Genomic DNA, 16,700 nt, shown 5'->3' with positions numbered 1-16,700 from the left:
TTAGGCTCCTGTGGGCGGGGCGCATCCTCAGATGCACTTGAAATAGTCGAAGGGTTCTAGGCAGTCCGTGCAGCGATAGCTGGCCTTGCAGGGGGTCGAACCGAACTGGCTGACCTTTTCGGTCTTTGTCGATCCGCAGCGCGGGCAGGCGATCACCAGGTTCGATGTCCCCGCCAGGCGCGAGACGCGCCCCGCCAGCCGCCCGTCGGCGGCGGTGCCGTCGATGGGCGGCGCGATGCCATAGGCGCGCAGCTTCTCGCGCCCGGATTCGGTCAGCCAGTCGGTCGTCCAGGGCGGCGACAGGCGGCGTTCCAGCCGCAGCCTGTCGATCCCGCGCTCGCGCAGGGCGCGTTCGATGTCCAGGTTGATGATGCTGGTGGCCGGGCAGCCCGAATAGGTGGGCGTGACGGTGACGACCAGCGTGTCGTCCTGCCATTCGACGCCGCGGATGATCCCCAGGTCGGTCAGAGAGATCACCGGGATCTCGGGGTCGGGCACCTCGGACAGCCAGCCCCAGATTTCGGCCGGGTCGGGACGGGGCGCGTGGTCCATCGCGCTTACCAGGTCGCGTCCGGGTAGGCGCGCTGCAGGAACTGCATCTCGGCCAGGATAAAGCCCAGATGCTCGGTATGAACCCCGCGCTTGCCGCCGCCCTGCCCCGCGATCCCGTGCTGATAGGTCTGGCCCGGATGGGTCAGCGTCGCCTCGGCCAGGACTTCGCGCACGGTGCGGTCCCAGTCGGCCCTGAGGCTGCTGGGCAGCGGCGCGATCCCGGCGTCGGCCAGTGCACGATCGACGGCGTCGTCGTGCATCATCTCGCCCGTATAGGGGAACAGATAGGTCAGCGCCGCCTGCATCCGGGCGCGGCTTTCGTCGGTCCCGTCGCCCAGGCGGATCACCAGGTCGGCGGACCGCTCCAGGTGATAGGCCACCTCCTTTTGCGCCTTGGCGGCGATCTCGGCCACGCGGGGGTCGGCCGACCGGGTCAGCGCACGCAGCAGTTCGATGTGGAAGGCATCGAACAGGAACTGGCGCATCAGCGTCTGGCCGAAGTCGCCATTCGGCAGCTCGACCAGCAGCACGTTGCGGAAGGCGGCCGCGTCGCGGCGATAGGCCAGATGGTCGGCGCTGCGGCCGCGGCCCTCGACCTCGCCGGCCAGGCCCAGCCACAGCTGGCACTGACCCACCAGGTCCAGCGCCTGGTTGGCCAGCGCGATGTCCTCCTCGAGCGCGGGGGAATGGCCGCACCACTGCGACACGCGGTGCCCCAGGATCAGGGCATTGTCGCCGGTGCGCATCAGGAACTCGACCAGGGGGCCGGCCAGATGCGGGTCGATGTGGCTTGCGGTCGGCGCGCCCCGGGGGGCCTGCGCGGCCAGCCGCTCGACATCGGGGGTCATGACATCGGGAAGCGAGGGCATCACATATGCCCCACTTCTTCGGGGATGTCGTAGAAGGTCGGATGGCGATAGACCTTGCTGTTCGAGGGATCGAACAGCGGGCCCTTCTCCGACGGCGACGAGGCGGTGATCTCGTTCGACTTCACCACCCAGATCGAGACGCCCTCGTTGCGGCGGGTGTACACGTCACGGGCATTGCGGATCGCCATCTCGGCGTCCGGTGCGTGCAGGCTGCCGACATGGCGGTGGTTCAGGCCATGCTGGCCGCGGATGAAGACTTCCCAAAGGGGCCATTCGCTGGACATGATGCTTCCTCCCGAAGCGGGTTATCTGGCGGCGCGGACGGCGGGGCGTCGTCCGCGCGGGATCTGCTGGACGGGGCGGCGGCCACAGGGCCGCCTTTCGTCATTCGGCGGCGACCTGGGCCGCGCGGCGGCGCGCCTCGGCCTTGCCCGCATGGGCCATCAGGCCCTCGCGGAACCAGGCGCCGTCGTCCCACGCCTTGACGCGCGCGTTCAGACGCTCGGCGTTGCACGGGCCGTTCCCGGCGATCACCTCGAAGAACTCGGACCAGTCCGGCTCGGAAAAGTCGTGACCGCCCTTGTCCTCGTTCCACGTCAGGTTCTCGTCGGGCACCGTCAGGCCCAGATACCGGGCCTGGGGGACGGTCTGGTCCACGAATTTCTGGCGCAGCTCGTCGTTGGTGTTGATCTTGATCTTCCAGGCCATCGACTGGGCGGAATGGACACTGTCCTTGTCGGACGGGCCGAACATCATCAGCGCGGGATACCAGAAGCGGTTCAGCGCGTCCTGCGCCATCGCCTTCTGCTCGGGCGTGCCGGCGCACATCTTCATCATGATGTCGTAGCCCTGCCGCTGGTGGAAGGATTCCTCCTTGCAGATGCGGATCATCGCGCGGCTGTAGGGCCCGAACGAGGTGCGCTGCAGCGGCACCTGGTTCATGATCGCGGCGCCGTCCACCAGCCAGCCCACCGCGCCGATGTCGGCCCAGTTCAGCGTCGGATAGTTGAAGATCGACGAATACTTCATCTTGCCCGAATGCAGCGCCGCCAGCAGCTCATCGCGCGAGACGCCCAGCGTCTCGGCGGCCGAATATAGATACAGCCCGTGCCCGGCCTCGTCCTGCACCTTGGCCAGCAGGATCTGCTTGCGCTCCAGCGTGGGGGCGCGGGTGATCCAGTTGCCCTCGGGCAGCTGGCCCACGATCTCGCTGTGGGCGTGCTGGCCGATCTGGCGGATCAGGGTCTTGCGATAGCCCTCCGGCATCCACTCCTTGGGCTCGATCTTCTCGCCCCGGTCGATGCGTTCCTGGAACGCGATCTCCTCGGGGGTCATCTCCTCGCGGGACTTCGCCCCTTCGGACTTCACAAGCTGAGCATACATCAGGCTCTCCTCCCTCAGACGCGTTCGATGATGATGGCGATGCCCTGCCCCACGCCGATGCACATGGTGCACAGCGCATAGCGGTCCCCGGTGCGATGCAGGTGATACATCGCGCTGGTCACGAGGCGGGCCCCCGACATGCCCAGCGGATGGCCCATGGCGATCGCGCCGCCGGTCGGGTTCACGTGCGGCGCGTCGTCAGGCAGGCCCAGGTCGCGCAGCGTCGCCAGCGACTGGCTGGCGAACGCCTCGTTCAGTTCGATCAGGTCCATCTGGTCGATGGTCATGCCCGCGCGGGCCAGAACCTTTTTCGCCGCGGGCGCCGGGCCGATGCCCATGATCCGCGGCTCGACGCCGGCCGCCGCCATAGCGACGACGCGCGCCCTGGGCGTCAGGCCCTGCGCGGCCGCGGCTTCGGCCGACAGGACCGCCAGCGCCGCAGCGCCGTCGTTCACGCCCGAGGCGTTGCCGGCAGTGACCGACAGGTCCGGGCCGTTCACGCCCTTCAGCCTGGCCAGCATCTCGACCGTGGTGCCGGGACGCGGATGCTCGTCGGTGTCGAAGACGATCGGATCGCCCTTTTTCTGCGGGATCGTGACCGGCACGATCTCGTCGCGGAACAGGCCCGCCGCCTGCGCCGCGGCCCAGCGTTCCTGGCTGCGGGCGGCAAAGGCGTCCTGATCCGCGCGGCTGACGCCAAAGTCGGCGGCCACGTTGTCGGCGGTCTGCGGCATGGAATCGACGCCGAACTGCGCCTTCATTTTCGGATTGACGAAGCGCCAGCCGATGGTGGTGTCGTAAACGGCGTTCTGGCGCGAAAACGCGCTGTCGGCCTTGGGCATCACGAAGGGCGCGCGGCTCATGCTCTCGACGCCGCCCGCAATGACGAAATCGCAGTCGCCGGCCTTGATCGCCCGCGCCGCCATGCCGATGGCGTCCATGCCGGACCCGCACAGCCGGTTCACGGTGGTGCCGGGAACGACGACCGGCATTCCCGCCAGCAGGACCGCCATGCGGCCCACGTTGCGGTTGTCCTCGCCCGCCTGATTGGCGCAGCCATAGATCAGGTCATCGACGGCCGACCAGTCCACGCCCGGGTTGCGCTGCATCAGCGCGGCCAGCGGGATCGCCGCCAGGTCGTCGGCGCGCACCATGGCCAGGGCGCCGCCGTAACGCCCGATCGGTGTTCTGACCGCATCGCAGATGAATGCCTCAGGCATGGGTATCCCCGCTCATGTCCGTGGACAGCCAGCGATTCTCCCAATTCGCCGACCGATTGGTCAGTGTATAGATCACCAAACATCACGTGAAAAGTGAAATTTCCGCCCTTCGTGTGATATTTGCATCCGCCGCGCCGTCTTCAACCCGTCACGGTTCAACCCGACAGGCTCAGCAGCCGCGCGTCGCTGTCCGCCGTCCGTGCGGGCAGCCGCCCCTTCTCGCCCAGGAACGTGTCGCCGACATGGCGTTCGGCCGCAGGGGACAGGCGCAGATACAGCGCCCGGAACAGCGCGCGCGCGGCCCGTCCCTTCCAGTCCGCAGGCAGGGCGGCGGGCGGCAGGCGCGGGTCGCGCAGCAGGACATGGCGATAGGCGTGCACCAGCAGGAGCCGCGCGACCAGCGAGGCGGCCTCGGGCAGCGCCTCGTCGCGCGTCGCGGCCTCCAGCGGGCCAAAGCGGGCCAGCATGTCGCCATAGGCCGCGTCGATCGCGGTCAGGTCCCAATAGCGCGCGACCTGGTGGGGGCCGTCGGTGTCGGACGCGTGAAAGACCAGCGCGCCCGGGGGCGGCGGCTGGCCGCGGTCGGGCCGGATGCACACCTGCCCGCCCATGTGGCCCATCCGCATCCGCCGCGCGGCCTCGGGCGTCAGGTCGGGGACGTGCAGGATCTGCCAGCCGCGCGCGGGCGCGTCCGCGGCAAACAGCAGCGTCGCCGCCTGCTCGAATTCGATCCGGGCCGAGACGTCCAGGCGGTAATAGCTGCGCCGTCCGGCCCGTTCCCCGCGCAGCCGCTGGGCCGCGACAAGACGGGACACGGCCGTGCGCACCAGCGATTCGCTGATCCCGACCCGGCCGCAGATGTCGATCAGCGTGCCTGTCCACAACACCCCGCCACGCGGCAGCACCACGTCCCCATAGACGGTGACGATGAACGCCGCGGCGCGCAACTCCATTCCGTCCATCACAGCCGCGACCCGCGGTTCCGTCTCGGCATGCGTCACGTCGGTCGCCCTCGTTGCGGCCTGGCCGAACCTGACCTGCGCGGCGATACCCCCTCGCCCCGCAGGCCCCGCAGCCGGTCCTGTCATCCGCGCGGTTCCTCGCGCCCGTCCCGGACCCCGCCCGGGACAGGCCCGTCCATACATGAACCCGCCCACGGGCAGCCAGACCGAACGATGCGGGCCGCCGGCGCCGGGCCGGCCGCGCAAGAGCGCATCGACAGGATGGCGCAATTCCCCCGAATTGCGTCGAAATACAACCTGGGATCATCTTCACGACCATTTCCCGCATTTTCAGACATGCTGTAATTGGATCCAAAGTCATAACAGGGATGTTGCGCGAATCGGCAATGGGGTTTATTGATTCAGTCAATCGAAACGCAAAACCGATCTCTCGAACCACCGCCGACCCCGGAAATGCGCACGAGGCCGGCTGCACGCGGAAACGCCTGCAATCCACGGCCATTCCGCTGACCCTTCGGACATCCCCCATGCGCTGGCCTTTCTGCCTGCGCCCCAAGCCAACCGCATGACATCGCGCGGCGTGCACTCATGCGCCGATCGCCAGGAGGCAATTGCAATGGCCGACAAATCGGATCGTGAAAAGGACCATCTTTCATTCAAGGTCAGCGTGCAGCAGCGCCCTGAATTCGACCATCCCCTGACGGGCTATGCATTCGATCAGCAGAATACGCTGGTCGCCACGGCGGACATCCGGGACGGCACGCTGGACCTGGCCGTGCCGAAGGGCGCCCGCCACACCATTCGCGTTCTGATTGCGCCGCACCTGCCCGCCTGGGACAGGGAACCGCCCACCCCGGACGCGCTGCTGCGGCATGGCGCGTACGAGCCGGTCCTGCGGATCGGAAACGAGATGATCCGGCACATCGACATTCCCGGCGCGATCCTCGACCGCTGGCCGTTCTGCTTCTGCTGGGTGCGCGGGCGCGTCCTGCGCAGCGCCGACAACCGCCCGGTCTGCAACGCACGCGTCCATATCTGCGAGGTGGATCGCCTGCCCTGGCTGATCGCCCGGCTGCCCGACCCCGACATCGTCCGGCTGCGCGACGACCTGCTGGAGGTCTATCGCAAACCGCCGATCCCGGACCCCCCGCCGTTCCGCGTGCCGCCGGTCCGCATGCCGCCGGGGCCGGGCCCCTTTCCCCCGCCCCTGCCGCGCGGCGCGCTGCGCTTTGGCGCCGCGGCCGGCATGGGCGCGGGCACCCGCCTTGCCGGCGCGTCCTCGGCCGACATCGCCGCGCTGAACCCGCAGCCGCTGCCGCCCCGCTGGGACGACGCGACCCTGCCCGCGCTGGACATGATGCTGCAAAGCCGCTCGGCGGTCGTGCTGCGCCGCGCCCTCGTGGACAACTGGCAGCGCCTGGTGCCCTGGCTGTGCCTGTGGCAACATCGGTGGTGGTGGTTCACCTGCGACGAGGTGAGCGTCGTCACCACCGACCCGCAGGGCCGGTTCGAGGCGACGATCCTGTATGCCTGCGGCGGCGACCGCCCGGACGTGTATGTCTGGGTCGAATACGACTTCGGCAACGGGTTCGAGACCGTCCACAAGCCCTCGCTGGCCTGCCATACCCACTGGAACCACGCCTGCGGGACCGAGATCGTCGTCCGCGTCACGGACCCGCGGGTGCCCGGCTGCGGCGAGGAACCCGACCTGCCCGGCCGGCAGGTGGTCGTCCTGTCCATCGGGCGCGACATCGCGGTGCGCGAGATCCAGACCGCCGGCGCCCGAGGGTTGACCACGGCGGGCGAGCCCTTCGGCCAGACGCTGGAGCCGCGGGTCGATTTCAGCCGCAGCGCGCTGATCGCGGCCGGCATCCCCTATTACCGCTGGTCCGTCCGCCGGCTCAGCGGGCCGGACGGGGTCTCGGGCACGGCACCGGCCGGCTCGGTCCCCATCGGCGGCTGGTCGCCGCTGATCCGCGACGTCTATCGGCACTACAGGGTCGGCACGGGGTTTCCGTCGGACGCCATGGGACCGATGCCGACGGCGGGGCCGGACGCCGCGCCCGTCCCGAACCTGTTCCGCATCCGCCCCGTGCTGCCGCCCGCCGGCACCGAATGGGTCGTCCTGGACGAAAGCATCGACCTTGCGACGGCGTATTTCGACACGGCGTCGCTGGCGGGCGCGCCGGTCGGACCGTCCACCGACGACCTGGCCGCGGGGCTCTACGAGATGAAGCTGGAGCTGTTCGACACCGCCGGGGCGCTGGTGAACTGGACCGCCGCGGGGATCGACCTGCGGATCACCGATCAGGTGGCGCCCTTCGGCAGCGGGGCGATCACCACCTCGGCCGCATCCGGCGACAACCGCATCCTGGCAGGCAGCGACACCATGGGCTTTCGCATGGTGGTCCGCGTGGACAACAGCCGGTGCTCGGCCGACATCCTGCCCGTGGGGGGCGGCGTCACGCCGGACCCGGTGTGCGGGTTTCACTCCTACGCGCTGGGCACGGACGTGGCGACGCTGTCCTTCGTGGCGCGCCACCCCAACCGCTTCGCCACCTATTCCTTTGCCGTCACGCGCGGGGCCGATCCGGGCCTTCTGGTCGTGACGGGCGGAACGGCGGGCGAGGCGGGGGCCGCACCGTTCAGCCAGACCGGGGGCTTCACCTATTCCAGCGGCGGCACCGTGACCGTCTCGGCGCTGCTCGGCCCCTGCCCGAACGCGGCGCTGGCCGAACGGCTGCACGTCTGGGCGCTGGCCACGAACGGCTATGGGCGATTGTCCGCATACGACGCCGCCGACAACGCGGCCTTTGCCCTGGCCCAGCCCTGCGCCCGTCCGCCGGGGACACCCTAGTCCCCAGGCCCGGGTCCGATCACGGCAGGGCCGCACCGGGCGGCCCTGTCCACCGCAACCGCCCAGACCGCTTTGCAAGGGGGCTTCCATGGCATTCACCGACAGCTGCGACCTGTTCGCATCCGTTCACGAAGACGGGCTGAACCGGATCGCGGACCACATCATGCGTCAACGCCCGTCGTGGTTTCATTTCGCCACTCCCGACGTGGCCGCCAATCGAGAGCTGTGGTGCCAGGTGCCCGCGTTCACCTCGGACGTGGAACGCTTCGGGAACCCGGTCTTCACCCTCCTGCCCTATCTGCCGGTGATTGGCGTGGACGCGCCGCCCGTCGGGCTGGGGTTCTGCGTGCAGATGGCCCGCGCCCAGGTCGATCTTCACCCCAGCAGCCTGTTCGGCCTGCCCGACGAGCTTGGCTCGAAGCTGCGCGACCAGCGCCTTGCCATCGCGCTGCGCGTCTGCGGCGGAATCCGCTGCCCCGATCCCGAAACCCTCGACCGGATTCCCGTGACGCCGCCGCGCGATCCCAGGCGCGAGCGGCGCCCCGAGCCGCCGCGCCAGGTTCCCGTGCCGGGGCGGATGACCTGCTTTTGCCTGGACGTGTTCGCCGTCGCCCGTGTCGCGCGCGAAACCATCAACGGCGTCGAGCGGGTGGTCGCCAAGATCGACGGCGTCGAGATCGTCGATGTCGAGCCCAAGGGCCTGGAGGCCGCGATGGAATGCTACATCCGCACCGCGATCACCCTGTATCTGCGCCAGAAGCTCGCGATCCCGCTGCGGACCTTCTTCGTCGATTTCCCGCTGTTCGGCATGGGGACGGTCTCGCTTGCGCCGACCCCGAACCCGCCCGTTCCCCACAACCCCGCCGTCGAGGAGGACCAGCTGAAGGTCTTCGTGACGATGACCATGACGCCATAGGACCGGACCCATGAGCCACTTGACCATTGCCGCATCCGAAAATGCCTTTCGGCAGATCTTCACGCTGGTCCGCAACGGCTTCACGTTCGCGAAATCCGACAGCGCGACCTTCGGCCCGTTCTCGGCCAGCTATTCGCTGGCCCTGCACCTGGAAAAGGGCACCGTCCAGCTCAACAATGACGGCACCGTCGAGATCAAGGCGCTGGACGTCGTGTGGGACACGCTGCTGCTGAAGGTGTGCTTCGACTTTCCCGGCTTCACCATCCCCGGGTTCTGCATCATCCCGGACCCGTGGAACGGCTGCCTCGTCGGGATTCCCGACATCCATATCGGGGGGCCGATCTGCATTCCGCTGAACCTCAGCGGGCTGGTCAGCGAAATCTCCGAGGTGCGCGCCCGGCTGAAGGCGCGCTATGTCGTCGATCCCGGGCGCCTGCCGACATGGACCGACCTCGAGGCCGAGTTCGCCGGCAAGCCCAACATGTGGAAGATCTTCATCGACCCCGAGTTCGTCAGCGTCGATCCGATCGACATTCCCGCGACCGTCGGCAACCTGTTCGAAACCCTGGTCGAGCAGGCGATCGAGGACCTGCTGCCGGGCAGCCTGCCGGGCTTTGCCAAGGACCTTCTGATGGCGCTGCTGACGCCGGTGGTCGAGATCGTCAAGGGCGTTCTGGACGTCTTCGATTCGGTCGAGGATTTCATCCAGGACCTTCTGGGCGACAAGCTGGACCTGCTGGGGATCATCCAGACGGCGGTGGCCGATCATTTTGCCAGCAAGGTCCCGATCTATGAGTTCGAGGACCCCTATCCCATCCTGACCGACGGTCCGCTGATCCCGGTCAAGATACCCCTGCGCAACCTGAAGGCCGATGTGACCTCTCAGGAAATGATCGTAACGGGAGACATTGGTTAGCCATGAGCAAGCTTGACATCGACCCAAACCTGTTCGCGCAGTCCGGCCTGGACAGCGGCGCCCTGACCATCCTCGGCGCGGTGGTGCATCGCCCGGGGGAACCCGGCGAGTATCGCGGCACGATCCGCCGCGGCAAGGACATCGAGCGCGTCTTCTATCTCTCCGTCGATCCCGACAGCCCCGTGGCGGCGGCCGACATCGACCTGGCGCGCCTGGCCGACCCGCCTGCGCGCGGGGACGCCGGCTGCTGCTGCCCCACGGCGGACGAGACGCGCTTTTCGGTCAATCCGCGGGGCTATGCGCTGTTTCGCGTGTCGGGCGGCAAGGGCGGCTATTCGGTGAACCTGCGCCGGGCCGACCCGCGCGAGGACACGCCGGTCTTCAACAGCACCCTGCTGGACGACGGGCAGATCTTCAGCGCGCGCATCCTGCGGCCCGGCCGGTACCGGGTCGCCAACACGCACGGGCGCGCGCGCGCCGCGCTAACCGTCGCCCGCCCGCCCGCGCCCTTCTCGGGCTATCGCCCGCCCGAGCCGCTGCGCGTGACCGTGACCGAAGGGGGCTTCGAGCCCGAGCGGATCGACCTGCACCCCGCGCAGGGCCTGATCTTCGAGTGCCGCACCCCGTCGCGGATCGTGATCGAACTGGAGCGGGCCGACGAGGGGGCGGCCGGTCACGGCGGCCAGACGGCCCGGTGACCGCGGGTGCCGTCCCGCGCACGGCCCGCCGCGGCCCTGCGCCCGGTGGCGGCCCCCGCCCCGCCCCGGACGGCCGCCCCTGCGTGCGCGACCGGCTTGCGGCGCTGATCGGCGCCTTCGCGCTGGACGCGCAGCGGGCGCAGATCCTGGGCTGCTACGGCGCGATCTTCGGCGGGGCGCTGGACCCCGGGTCGGGCGTCCCGCCGCCCCGCCGCTCGCGGCTGAGCGAGGATGGAACGCCCATCCAGTTCGCAACGGCGGTGGGGCCGGCCACGCCCTCGCTGCGCTTTGTGGGGGACCCCGTCCTGCCGGGCGACGGGGGTGCGCAAGGGCTGCGGCGGGCGTGCGCGGCCATGGACCGCGTGGCGGCCGTGCTGGGACTGGGGGCAGAACTGGACGCCCTGCGTCCGCTGCTGGCGGTGCTCGCGCCCGAGGACAGCCGCGCGCTGCGCGACGATCCCGCGGGGGCGCTGTGGATCGGCGTCGGGTTTGCGCCGGGCATCCCCGGGCGGATGCGGCTTTACCTGAACGGCGGCTGGGGCAGCGCGGCCCAGCGGCCGGATCGGACCCGGGCCTTCGCCGCGCATTTCGGACAGGCGCACGCCTGGCGGGCGGCCGAGGCGCGTCTTCCCGCGGCCCTGTCGCCCCTGGGAATGGCGCTGACCCTCGCGCCCGGGCGGCCTGCCTGCGGGGCGCTTTACCTGCGCGCCTTCGGCCTTGGGCTCGACGCCTACGCGGCGCTGGCGCGGCAGGTCGCGGGACCCGCCAGCGCCGACGCGATCGGGGCCTTCGGCGCGGCGCTGCTGGGGGACGACGCCGCGCGGCCGACGCCCAGCGCGGTCCTGTCGTTCGGCTGCGGCGGCGGTCCCGGGCTGACCGTCGATCTTGAGTTCTGCGCGCACTGCCTGTTTCGCGACGACGCCCAGGCGCGGCAACGCCTGCTGGGCCTTTTCTCGACCCTGGGTCTGGACGCGACCCCCTACCTGACCCTTGCGCGCCACCTGGATGACGGGGCGCAGGACGCCGGGCCGCCGCGGGTCCATGCCTTCGTCGGTGTGGACGCCAAGGCGGCGGCGCCCACCTGCACGCTGTACATGAAGCCGGACCTGGCCCCATGTCCCCCGCCCCGGTCCTGAGGGCGGCGCTGGACCGCGCGATCGGCCGGGCCGAGGAGGCCCTGCTGGCGCGGCAGGACGCGGCCGGGTCGTGGACCGACTGGGCGCTGCCGCCCGGCCCCTCGTCCGAGTGGACGACCGCCCATGTCGGCCACTGCCTTGCGCGCCATGCGACCGCGCAAGGGGCGCAGGTTCGCCCGGATCTTGCGCGCGCGCTGGCGCAGGCCGCCGCATGGCTGCGAAGCCATCGTTTCCCCGACGGGGGGTGGGGCTACAACCCGGCGGTCCCCTCGGACGCGGACTCGACGGCGCTGGCGATCCTGTTCCTGTCTGCGACGGCCGGCCCGGTGCCCAAGGACGCCCATCGGCACCTTCGGTCGTTCCAGCAGCCGGACGGCGGCTTTGCGACGTTCCGACCGGACGGGCTGACCGGATCGTGGGGCCGGTCCCATCCCGAGATCACGGCCATTGCCCTGCTGGCCCTGCTGGCCCGCCCCGCCCCATCAGGCGACCCCGCCATCGCGCGCGCCGTCGCCTGGCTGCGCCGGGCGCGCCGCGGCGACGGCTGCTGGAACGCGTTCTGGTGGGCAACGGGCCTGGGGGCCACCGACCTCGGCCTGGCGGTGCTCGCCTCATTGGGCGGTCCGCAGCCGGCTCCCCCGGTGCTGCGATCGCTGACGCCGGCCGACAGCCTGCAATCGGCGCTGGTGCTGTCGTGCCTTGCCCGGACGGGATGGCCGCCGCAGGCACGGGCGCTTGCGGGGCGGCTGATCTCCGACCAGGCCGCGGACGGCACCTGGCAGGGCGCCCCCGCCCTGCGTATCACCCGGCGCGAGTGCGACAGCCCATGGGACAGCCCGGACCCCGGCCCGCTGTTCGCCGACCCGCGGCGGACCTTCACCACCGCCACCGTACTGGCTGCCCTGTCGGCCGCCCGCGCCGCGCTGTTGCAGGCCGCCCCTGGGGAACGCTGATCCGCGTCACCCTGCCCGGGTCCGGGGCGGGTGGACAGGGCGCGCCCTGCGGATGGACGTCATTCGACCCATATGTTTCTTGCGAAGGGGCGGGCCCGGACCCTATGAATCCTTGATGTCCAGAAGGCCGGTTTCCGATGCAAAGCTCCAGCGACCTGTTCATGATCGTCATCGGGGTCGTTGTCCTCGTCCTGCTGGCCCTGCTGGTCTTGCGGTCGGGCCGCGCACCCGGCATGGCGGCCGGACCCTCGGCCGCCGCGCTGGCCGAGCAGGACAAGGCGCTGCGCGACGCGCTCGGCCGGGCCGAACGGGCCGAGACGCTGGCCGGCGAGCGCATCGCCGAACGCGACACGCTACTGGAGAAGGTGATCGCCCTGCGCCAGCAGATCGAGACGGCGCAGGCGCATCACCTTGACGTCGCCGTCAAGATGTCGGGGATCGAGGCCCGGGCCTGTGCCGATCAGGCGACGATCGCGGAACGGAATGCGGCCATCGCCCGGATGACCGCAGAGATCACGCAGCTGCGATCCCGGATCGAGGACGGCGCCGCCGCCCAGCGGCAGCAGGCCGAGCAGATCGCGCGCCTGACGGGGCAGACGCAGGCCGATGCCAAGGCACTGGCCGACAGGCGCGCCGAGGCGGAGCGGGCGGGCCAGGACATCGCGGCCCTTCGCCTGCGGCTGGAGGAGGAGCAGACGGCGCAGCGCGGCCTGCAAGCCCGGATCGCCGCGCTCGAGGCGCAGATCGAAACCGAGCGGGTGGCGGCCGACGACAAGATCGCCCTGCTGTCGGTTGTCCGGGACGACATGCAGGACCGCTTCCGGCAGATGGCCGACGAGGCGCTGAAGACCCAGGGCGAGGCGTTCAGCAAGGCCAATGTCGAGCGGCTGGAGGCGACCCTGACCCCGCTGAAGGAGCATGTCGGCCATTTCGAAAAGGAACTGCGCGAGGTCCACCAGGAGACGGTGAAGGACCGCGAGCGCCTCAAGACCGAGATCTCGCAGCTGACCCAACGCTCCGAGGCCATCTCGCAAGAGGCGCTGGCCCTGACCCGCGCCCTCAGGGGCGACCACCAGCAGCAGGGGGCCTGGGGCGAGATGATCCTGGAAAGCATCCTCGAACGGTCGGGCCTGCGCGAGGGCGAGGAATACGAGACCCAGGCCCACCGCACCAGCGCCGAGGGCGACCGCCTGCGGCCGGACGTGGTGGTCAACGTCCCCGGCGGCAAAAGCCTGGTGATCGATTCCAAGGTCTCGCTGAACGACTACGTCGCGGCGGTGAACGCCGAGGATGAGCCGGCGGCGGCCCTGTCCCGCAAGCGCCACGCGATCGCGCTGCGCAACCACATCAGCGGGCTGTCGGCCAAGTCCTATCACCTGGCCGAAGGGGTCTCGGTCGATTACGTCATCATGTTCGTGCCCATCGAGGGCGCCTTGTGCGAGGCGCTGCGCGAGGACGGCCGGCTGACCGAATACGCCCTGGAACGCCACGTCACCATCGCCACGCCCACCACGCTGATGATGGCGCTGCGCACCGTGTCGCATGTCTGGGCGGTCGAGCGGCGCAACCGCAACGCCGAGGACATCGCCCGGCGCGCGGGCCTGCTGTACGACAAGGTCGCGGGCTTCGTGGGCAATCTGGAAAAGATCGGCAAGGGCCTCGAATCCGCGCAGATCGCCTATGACAGCGCGTTCGGCCAGCTGTCGCGCGGCAAGGGCAACCTGCTGTCGCAGGTCGAGATGCTGAAGGCGCTGGGCGGCAAGGCGACCAAGACGATCCCCGCCGAGTTCGAGGGCAAGGCCGAGGCGCTCGCCCTTTCGGCCGAGGCAGAGGGGCTGATCACGCAGGCCGCGGAATAGGCGTGGCCGGACGCGTGCCTGATCGCCGCGGCCCTTGTGCGGGCGCTGTGCCCGGCGACACCGGCGGGGGTGGCGGACGCGACGGCCCGCCGCCATCGGGTCTGCGCGCGGTCGCCAGGGACGTCCGGGCGTGGGATCGTCCGGCACCCGGACCTGCGGTGCCCGCACCCCCTCCGACCATCCTGCCCGCGCTGCCGCTGTCGCGGCGGGTCGAGGCGGCGGCGCTGGTCTGGTCGGCCTTCGGGACGGCCGTGGCCCCGGGCGCGCCGCCGCGCGCGGGGGTGGCGCTGCTGCGCCGCTGCCTGGCGCGCGACCGCGTTCTGGCGGCCGTCGGTCCCGACAGGCAGTTGCTGGGGGTTGTCGCCCTGCGGGTCGCCGCGGGCGGGCTGATCGACGCGCGGCCCGCGGCCCGCGGGGCGATCCTGGGGCCTGCGGCACGCTGGCGGGATCGCGCGGCGGCGCTGGCCCCGTCCCCGCCTGCGACGTGCGACGCGGTCCTGGACGGACTGGTCGTGATGCCCGCCGCGCGCCGGCAGGGCGTCGCCGCGGCGCTGGTGGGGGCGGCGGCCACCTCGGCCCGCCGGCAGGGCTATCCCGGCCTGCGGGCCGAGGTGGCCCCCCGCAATGTCCAGGCGCTGCGCCTGTACCGGCGCCTGGGCTTCCAGCCCGCCGGTCGGGTCCGCACGGGCTGGCTGCGGCGCGCGCTGGTGCTGCGCCTGCCGCTCTAGGTCGGCCTAGCGCGCCACCCCCGTCGCCTGCGCCAGCAGGACAAAGGCCCGCCCCGACCGCGTGTCGGCCAGCGCCGCGACGCCGTCGTCGTTCAGCTCGTCCGCGACCCGCGTCAGCATCCGGTCGTACTGGCGCAGGAAATGGTGGGCCGCGTCGCGGAACACCTCGTCCCCCTTCAGCAGCGCATCCGCGGCGGCGACCAGATCGTCGTCCCCGATGCCGGCCAGATCCGCGACCTCGGGCCCCCGCGCGCCCGCGGCAAAGCGCCGCCAGACCGCGGGCGCGGCGGGCCGCGGGTCCAGATCGTCCATGTAAAGCCCGTGGTCGGCCAAAAGCGTGATCACATCCTGGGCGGCGCGGATCGCGCGCGCGGCCTCGGGGTCGGTCAGGGCGACCCGCAGCGCGTCGATGGCGGCCAGATCATCCGGCCCATCGGGAAAGTTCAGCGCAAGGATCAGCTCCTCGGGCGTGACGGCCGGTGATTCGGGCGCCTCGGGCGGCAGGGCGCTCTGCCGCGTCTCGCCCCGCGGATCGGGACGCTGCGGCGCGGCGGCCCGGGGCATCGGCCGCGCCAGGCCGGGCGACTGCGGGGCGGGCGGCAGCCCGGCATCGCCGCCCGTGGGCCGCATCGCTTCGACACGCGCCCGCAGCGCCTGCGCCTCGGCGCGCAGATCGGCGATGGCCCGCGCCAGCCCGACGGCCATCCAGATCAGCGCCACCGGCAGGATCACCCCCACCGCCGACATCAGCCGCGCCAGCCCGCTGGGGGGGGCGCCCTCGGGTCCGGCCAGCCAGAAGACCGCCACGAGCAGCAGCCAGCCCGCCGTCAGCGCCAGCCCGATGATGGTGGCGCGGTCCCGCGCCTCCTGGCCCGACACCAGGCCGCGCAATCGTCCCTGCAGGTCAGGCATATTTGATCGCGATGATTTCATAGGATTTCTCTCCGCCCGGCGTGACCACCTCGACGGTGTCGCCCTCGTCCTTGCCGATCAGCGCGCGGGCCAGGGGCGAGCGCACGTTCAGCAGGCCGCGCTCCAGGTCGGCCTCCTGCTCGCCGACCAGCTGAAAGGTCTTCTCCTCCTCGGTGTCCTCGTCCACCAGCGTCACGCGCGCGCCGAACTTGACGCTGCCCGACAGCTTGGACGGATCGATCACCTCGGCGCGCGACAGCACCATCTCCAGCTCCTTGATGCGGCCCTCGACAAAGGACTGCTTTTCGCGCGCGGCATGGTATTCGGCGTTCTCCGACAGGTCGCCATGCTCGCGCGCCTCGGCGATGGCGCGGATGACGGCGGGACGCTCGATGCCCTTCAGTTCGCGCAGTTCCTCGTCCAGCTGGTCAAAGCCGGCGCGGGTCATCGGTATCTTTTCCATGCGTCCCCCAGGGTCTTGCAGGCGGGTGTCGAAACGCCCCCGACCGGAACGGCGGGGGCGCTGTCTGTGACGGGCCGCATCGTGCCCCGCGATCGGCCCGGGTGCAAGCGCCCATGCCCGGGGGCCAGTCCGGGGACGACCGGGACGAGGCGATGCACTCAGGGGTCGACAGGGATTGAACGCCGGTGCGACTCTACCGCCCCGTCACGGTTGTCGGCGGGGGCAAACCGCGCTAGTCCCGACGCTGGATCAAGCTGCAAGCGCAAGGAGGCCCGT

General features: G+C 70.8%; 16 protein-coding genes. 8 read left to right on the top strand and 8 right to left on the bottom strand.

Translation table 11 applies throughout. The features are described 5' to 3' along the window. Window positions 1-27 precede the first annotated feature (27 nt). The 6 genes from paaD to DPQ23_RS06365 form a co-directional block, all read right to left on the bottom strand. On the bottom strand, window positions 28-552 hold the full coding sequence (paaD, locus tag DPQ23_RS06390) for a 1,2-phenylacetyl-CoA epoxidase subunit PaaD (RefSeq protein ID WP_112873877.1): 525 nt from the start codon (window positions 550-552) through the stop codon (window positions 28-30). A gap of 5 nt (window positions 553-557) precedes the next feature. Next, a complete protein-coding gene (gene paaC / locus DPQ23_RS06385) occupies window positions 558-1,271 on the bottom strand; it encodes a 1,2-phenylacetyl-CoA epoxidase subunit PaaC (RefSeq protein WP_420818571.1) in 714 nt (237 codons plus the stop codon). A gap of 149 nt (window positions 1,272-1,420) precedes the next feature. Beyond that, window positions 1,421-1,705, bottom strand: a complete 285-nt coding sequence (gene paaB, locus DPQ23_RS06380) for a 1,2-phenylacetyl-CoA epoxidase subunit PaaB (protein WP_112873875.1) — start codon at window positions 1,703-1,705, stop codon at window positions 1,421-1,423. A 100-nt stretch (window positions 1,706-1,805) separates the two neighbouring features. After that, entirely contained in the window at window positions 1,806-2,804 is a 999-nt protein-coding gene (gene paaA / locus DPQ23_RS06375; protein WP_112873874.1) for a 1,2-phenylacetyl-CoA epoxidase subunit PaaA, read from the bottom strand. Between the two features lie 14 nt (window positions 2,805-2,818). Further along, a complete protein-coding gene (gene pcaF / locus DPQ23_RS06370) occupies window positions 2,819-4,024 on the bottom strand; it encodes a 3-oxoadipyl-CoA thiolase (protein ID WP_112873873.1) in 1,206 nt (401 codons plus the stop codon). 155 nt (window positions 4,025-4,179) lie between these two features. Further along, window positions 4,180-5,025: a PaaX family transcriptional regulator C-terminal domain-containing protein gene (locus DPQ23_RS06365; protein ID WP_240602533.1), complete on the bottom strand. Its 846-nt coding sequence runs from the start codon at window positions 5,023-5,025 to the stop codon at window positions 4,180-4,182. A 577-nt stretch (window positions 5,026-5,602) separates the two neighbouring features. Between DPQ23_RS06365 and DPQ23_RS06360 the strand changes: the two genes are divergently transcribed. The 8 genes from DPQ23_RS06360 to DPQ23_RS16055 all read left to right on the top strand — a co-directional run bounded on the left by DPQ23_RS06360 (window position 5,603) and on the right by DPQ23_RS16055 (window position 15,049). Next, a complete protein-coding gene (locus DPQ23_RS06360) occupies window positions 5,603-7,843 on the top strand; it encodes a hypothetical protein (protein ID WP_112873871.1) in 2,241 nt (746 codons plus the stop codon). A gap of 88 nt (window positions 7,844-7,931) precedes the next feature. Then, a complete protein-coding gene (locus DPQ23_RS06355) occupies window positions 7,932-8,759 on the top strand; it encodes a hypothetical protein (protein WP_112873870.1) in 828 nt (275 codons plus the stop codon). A 10-nt stretch (window positions 8,760-8,769) separates the two neighbouring features. Then, entirely contained in the window at window positions 8,770-9,675 is a 906-nt protein-coding gene (locus DPQ23_RS06350; protein WP_112873869.1) for a hypothetical protein, read from the top strand. A 2-nt stretch (window positions 9,676-9,677) separates the two neighbouring features. Further along, window positions 9,678-10,373 carry a hypothetical protein gene (locus DPQ23_RS06345; protein ID WP_112873868.1) on the top strand — a complete coding sequence of 232 codons (696 nt, stop codon included), beginning with the start codon at window positions 9,678-9,680 and terminating at the stop codon, window positions 10,371-10,373. Then, window positions 10,370-11,509: a hypothetical protein gene (locus DPQ23_RS06340; protein ID WP_112873867.1), complete on the top strand. Its 1,140-nt coding sequence runs from the start codon at window positions 10,370-10,372 to the stop codon at window positions 11,507-11,509. The genes DPQ23_RS06345 and DPQ23_RS06340 overlap by 4 nt, the downstream gene beginning before the upstream one ends. After that, on the top strand, window positions 11,488-12,462 hold the full coding sequence (locus DPQ23_RS06335; protein ID WP_112873866.1) for a prenyltransferase/squalene oxidase repeat-containing protein: 975 nt from the start codon (window positions 11,488-11,490) through the stop codon (window positions 12,460-12,462). The genes DPQ23_RS06340 and DPQ23_RS06335 overlap by 22 nt, the downstream gene beginning before the upstream one ends. Window positions 12,463-12,599: 137 nt before the next feature. Further along, window positions 12,600-14,321, top strand: a complete 1,722-nt coding sequence (locus DPQ23_RS06330) for a DNA recombination protein RmuC (protein ID WP_240602531.1) — start codon at window positions 12,600-12,602, stop codon at window positions 14,319-14,321. Window positions 14,322-14,479: 158 nt separating this feature from the next. Then, window positions 14,480-15,049: a GNAT family N-acetyltransferase gene (locus DPQ23_RS16055; RefSeq protein WP_112873865.1), complete on the top strand. Its 570-nt coding sequence runs from the start codon at window positions 14,480-14,482 to the stop codon at window positions 15,047-15,049. A 6-nt stretch (window positions 15,050-15,055) separates the two neighbouring features. Here the strand turns inward: DPQ23_RS16055 and DPQ23_RS06320 are convergent, their stop codons facing one another. Both DPQ23_RS06320 and greA read right to left on the bottom strand, forming a co-directional pair. Further along, complete coding sequence (locus tag DPQ23_RS06320) at window positions 15,056-15,961, bottom strand: hypothetical protein (protein WP_112873864.1); 906 nt, start codon at window positions 15,959-15,961, stop codon at window positions 15,056-15,058. Beyond that, window positions 15,954-16,424: a transcription elongation factor GreA gene (gene greA / locus DPQ23_RS06315; RefSeq protein ID WP_112873863.1), complete on the bottom strand. Its 471-nt coding sequence runs from the start codon at window positions 16,422-16,424 to the stop codon at window positions 15,954-15,956. The genes DPQ23_RS06320 and greA overlap by 8 nt, the downstream gene beginning before the upstream one ends. Window positions 16,425-16,700 lie beyond the last annotated feature (276 nt).

The sequence above is a fragment of the Paracoccus endophyticus genome (assembly GCF_003286075.1).
GTDB lineage: Bacteria > Pseudomonadota > Alphaproteobacteria > Rhodobacterales > Rhodobacteraceae > Paracoccus > Paracoccus endophyticus.
Note: the sequence above shows the minus strand (reverse complement) of the source record. Positions and strands in the feature narration are given on the sequence as shown.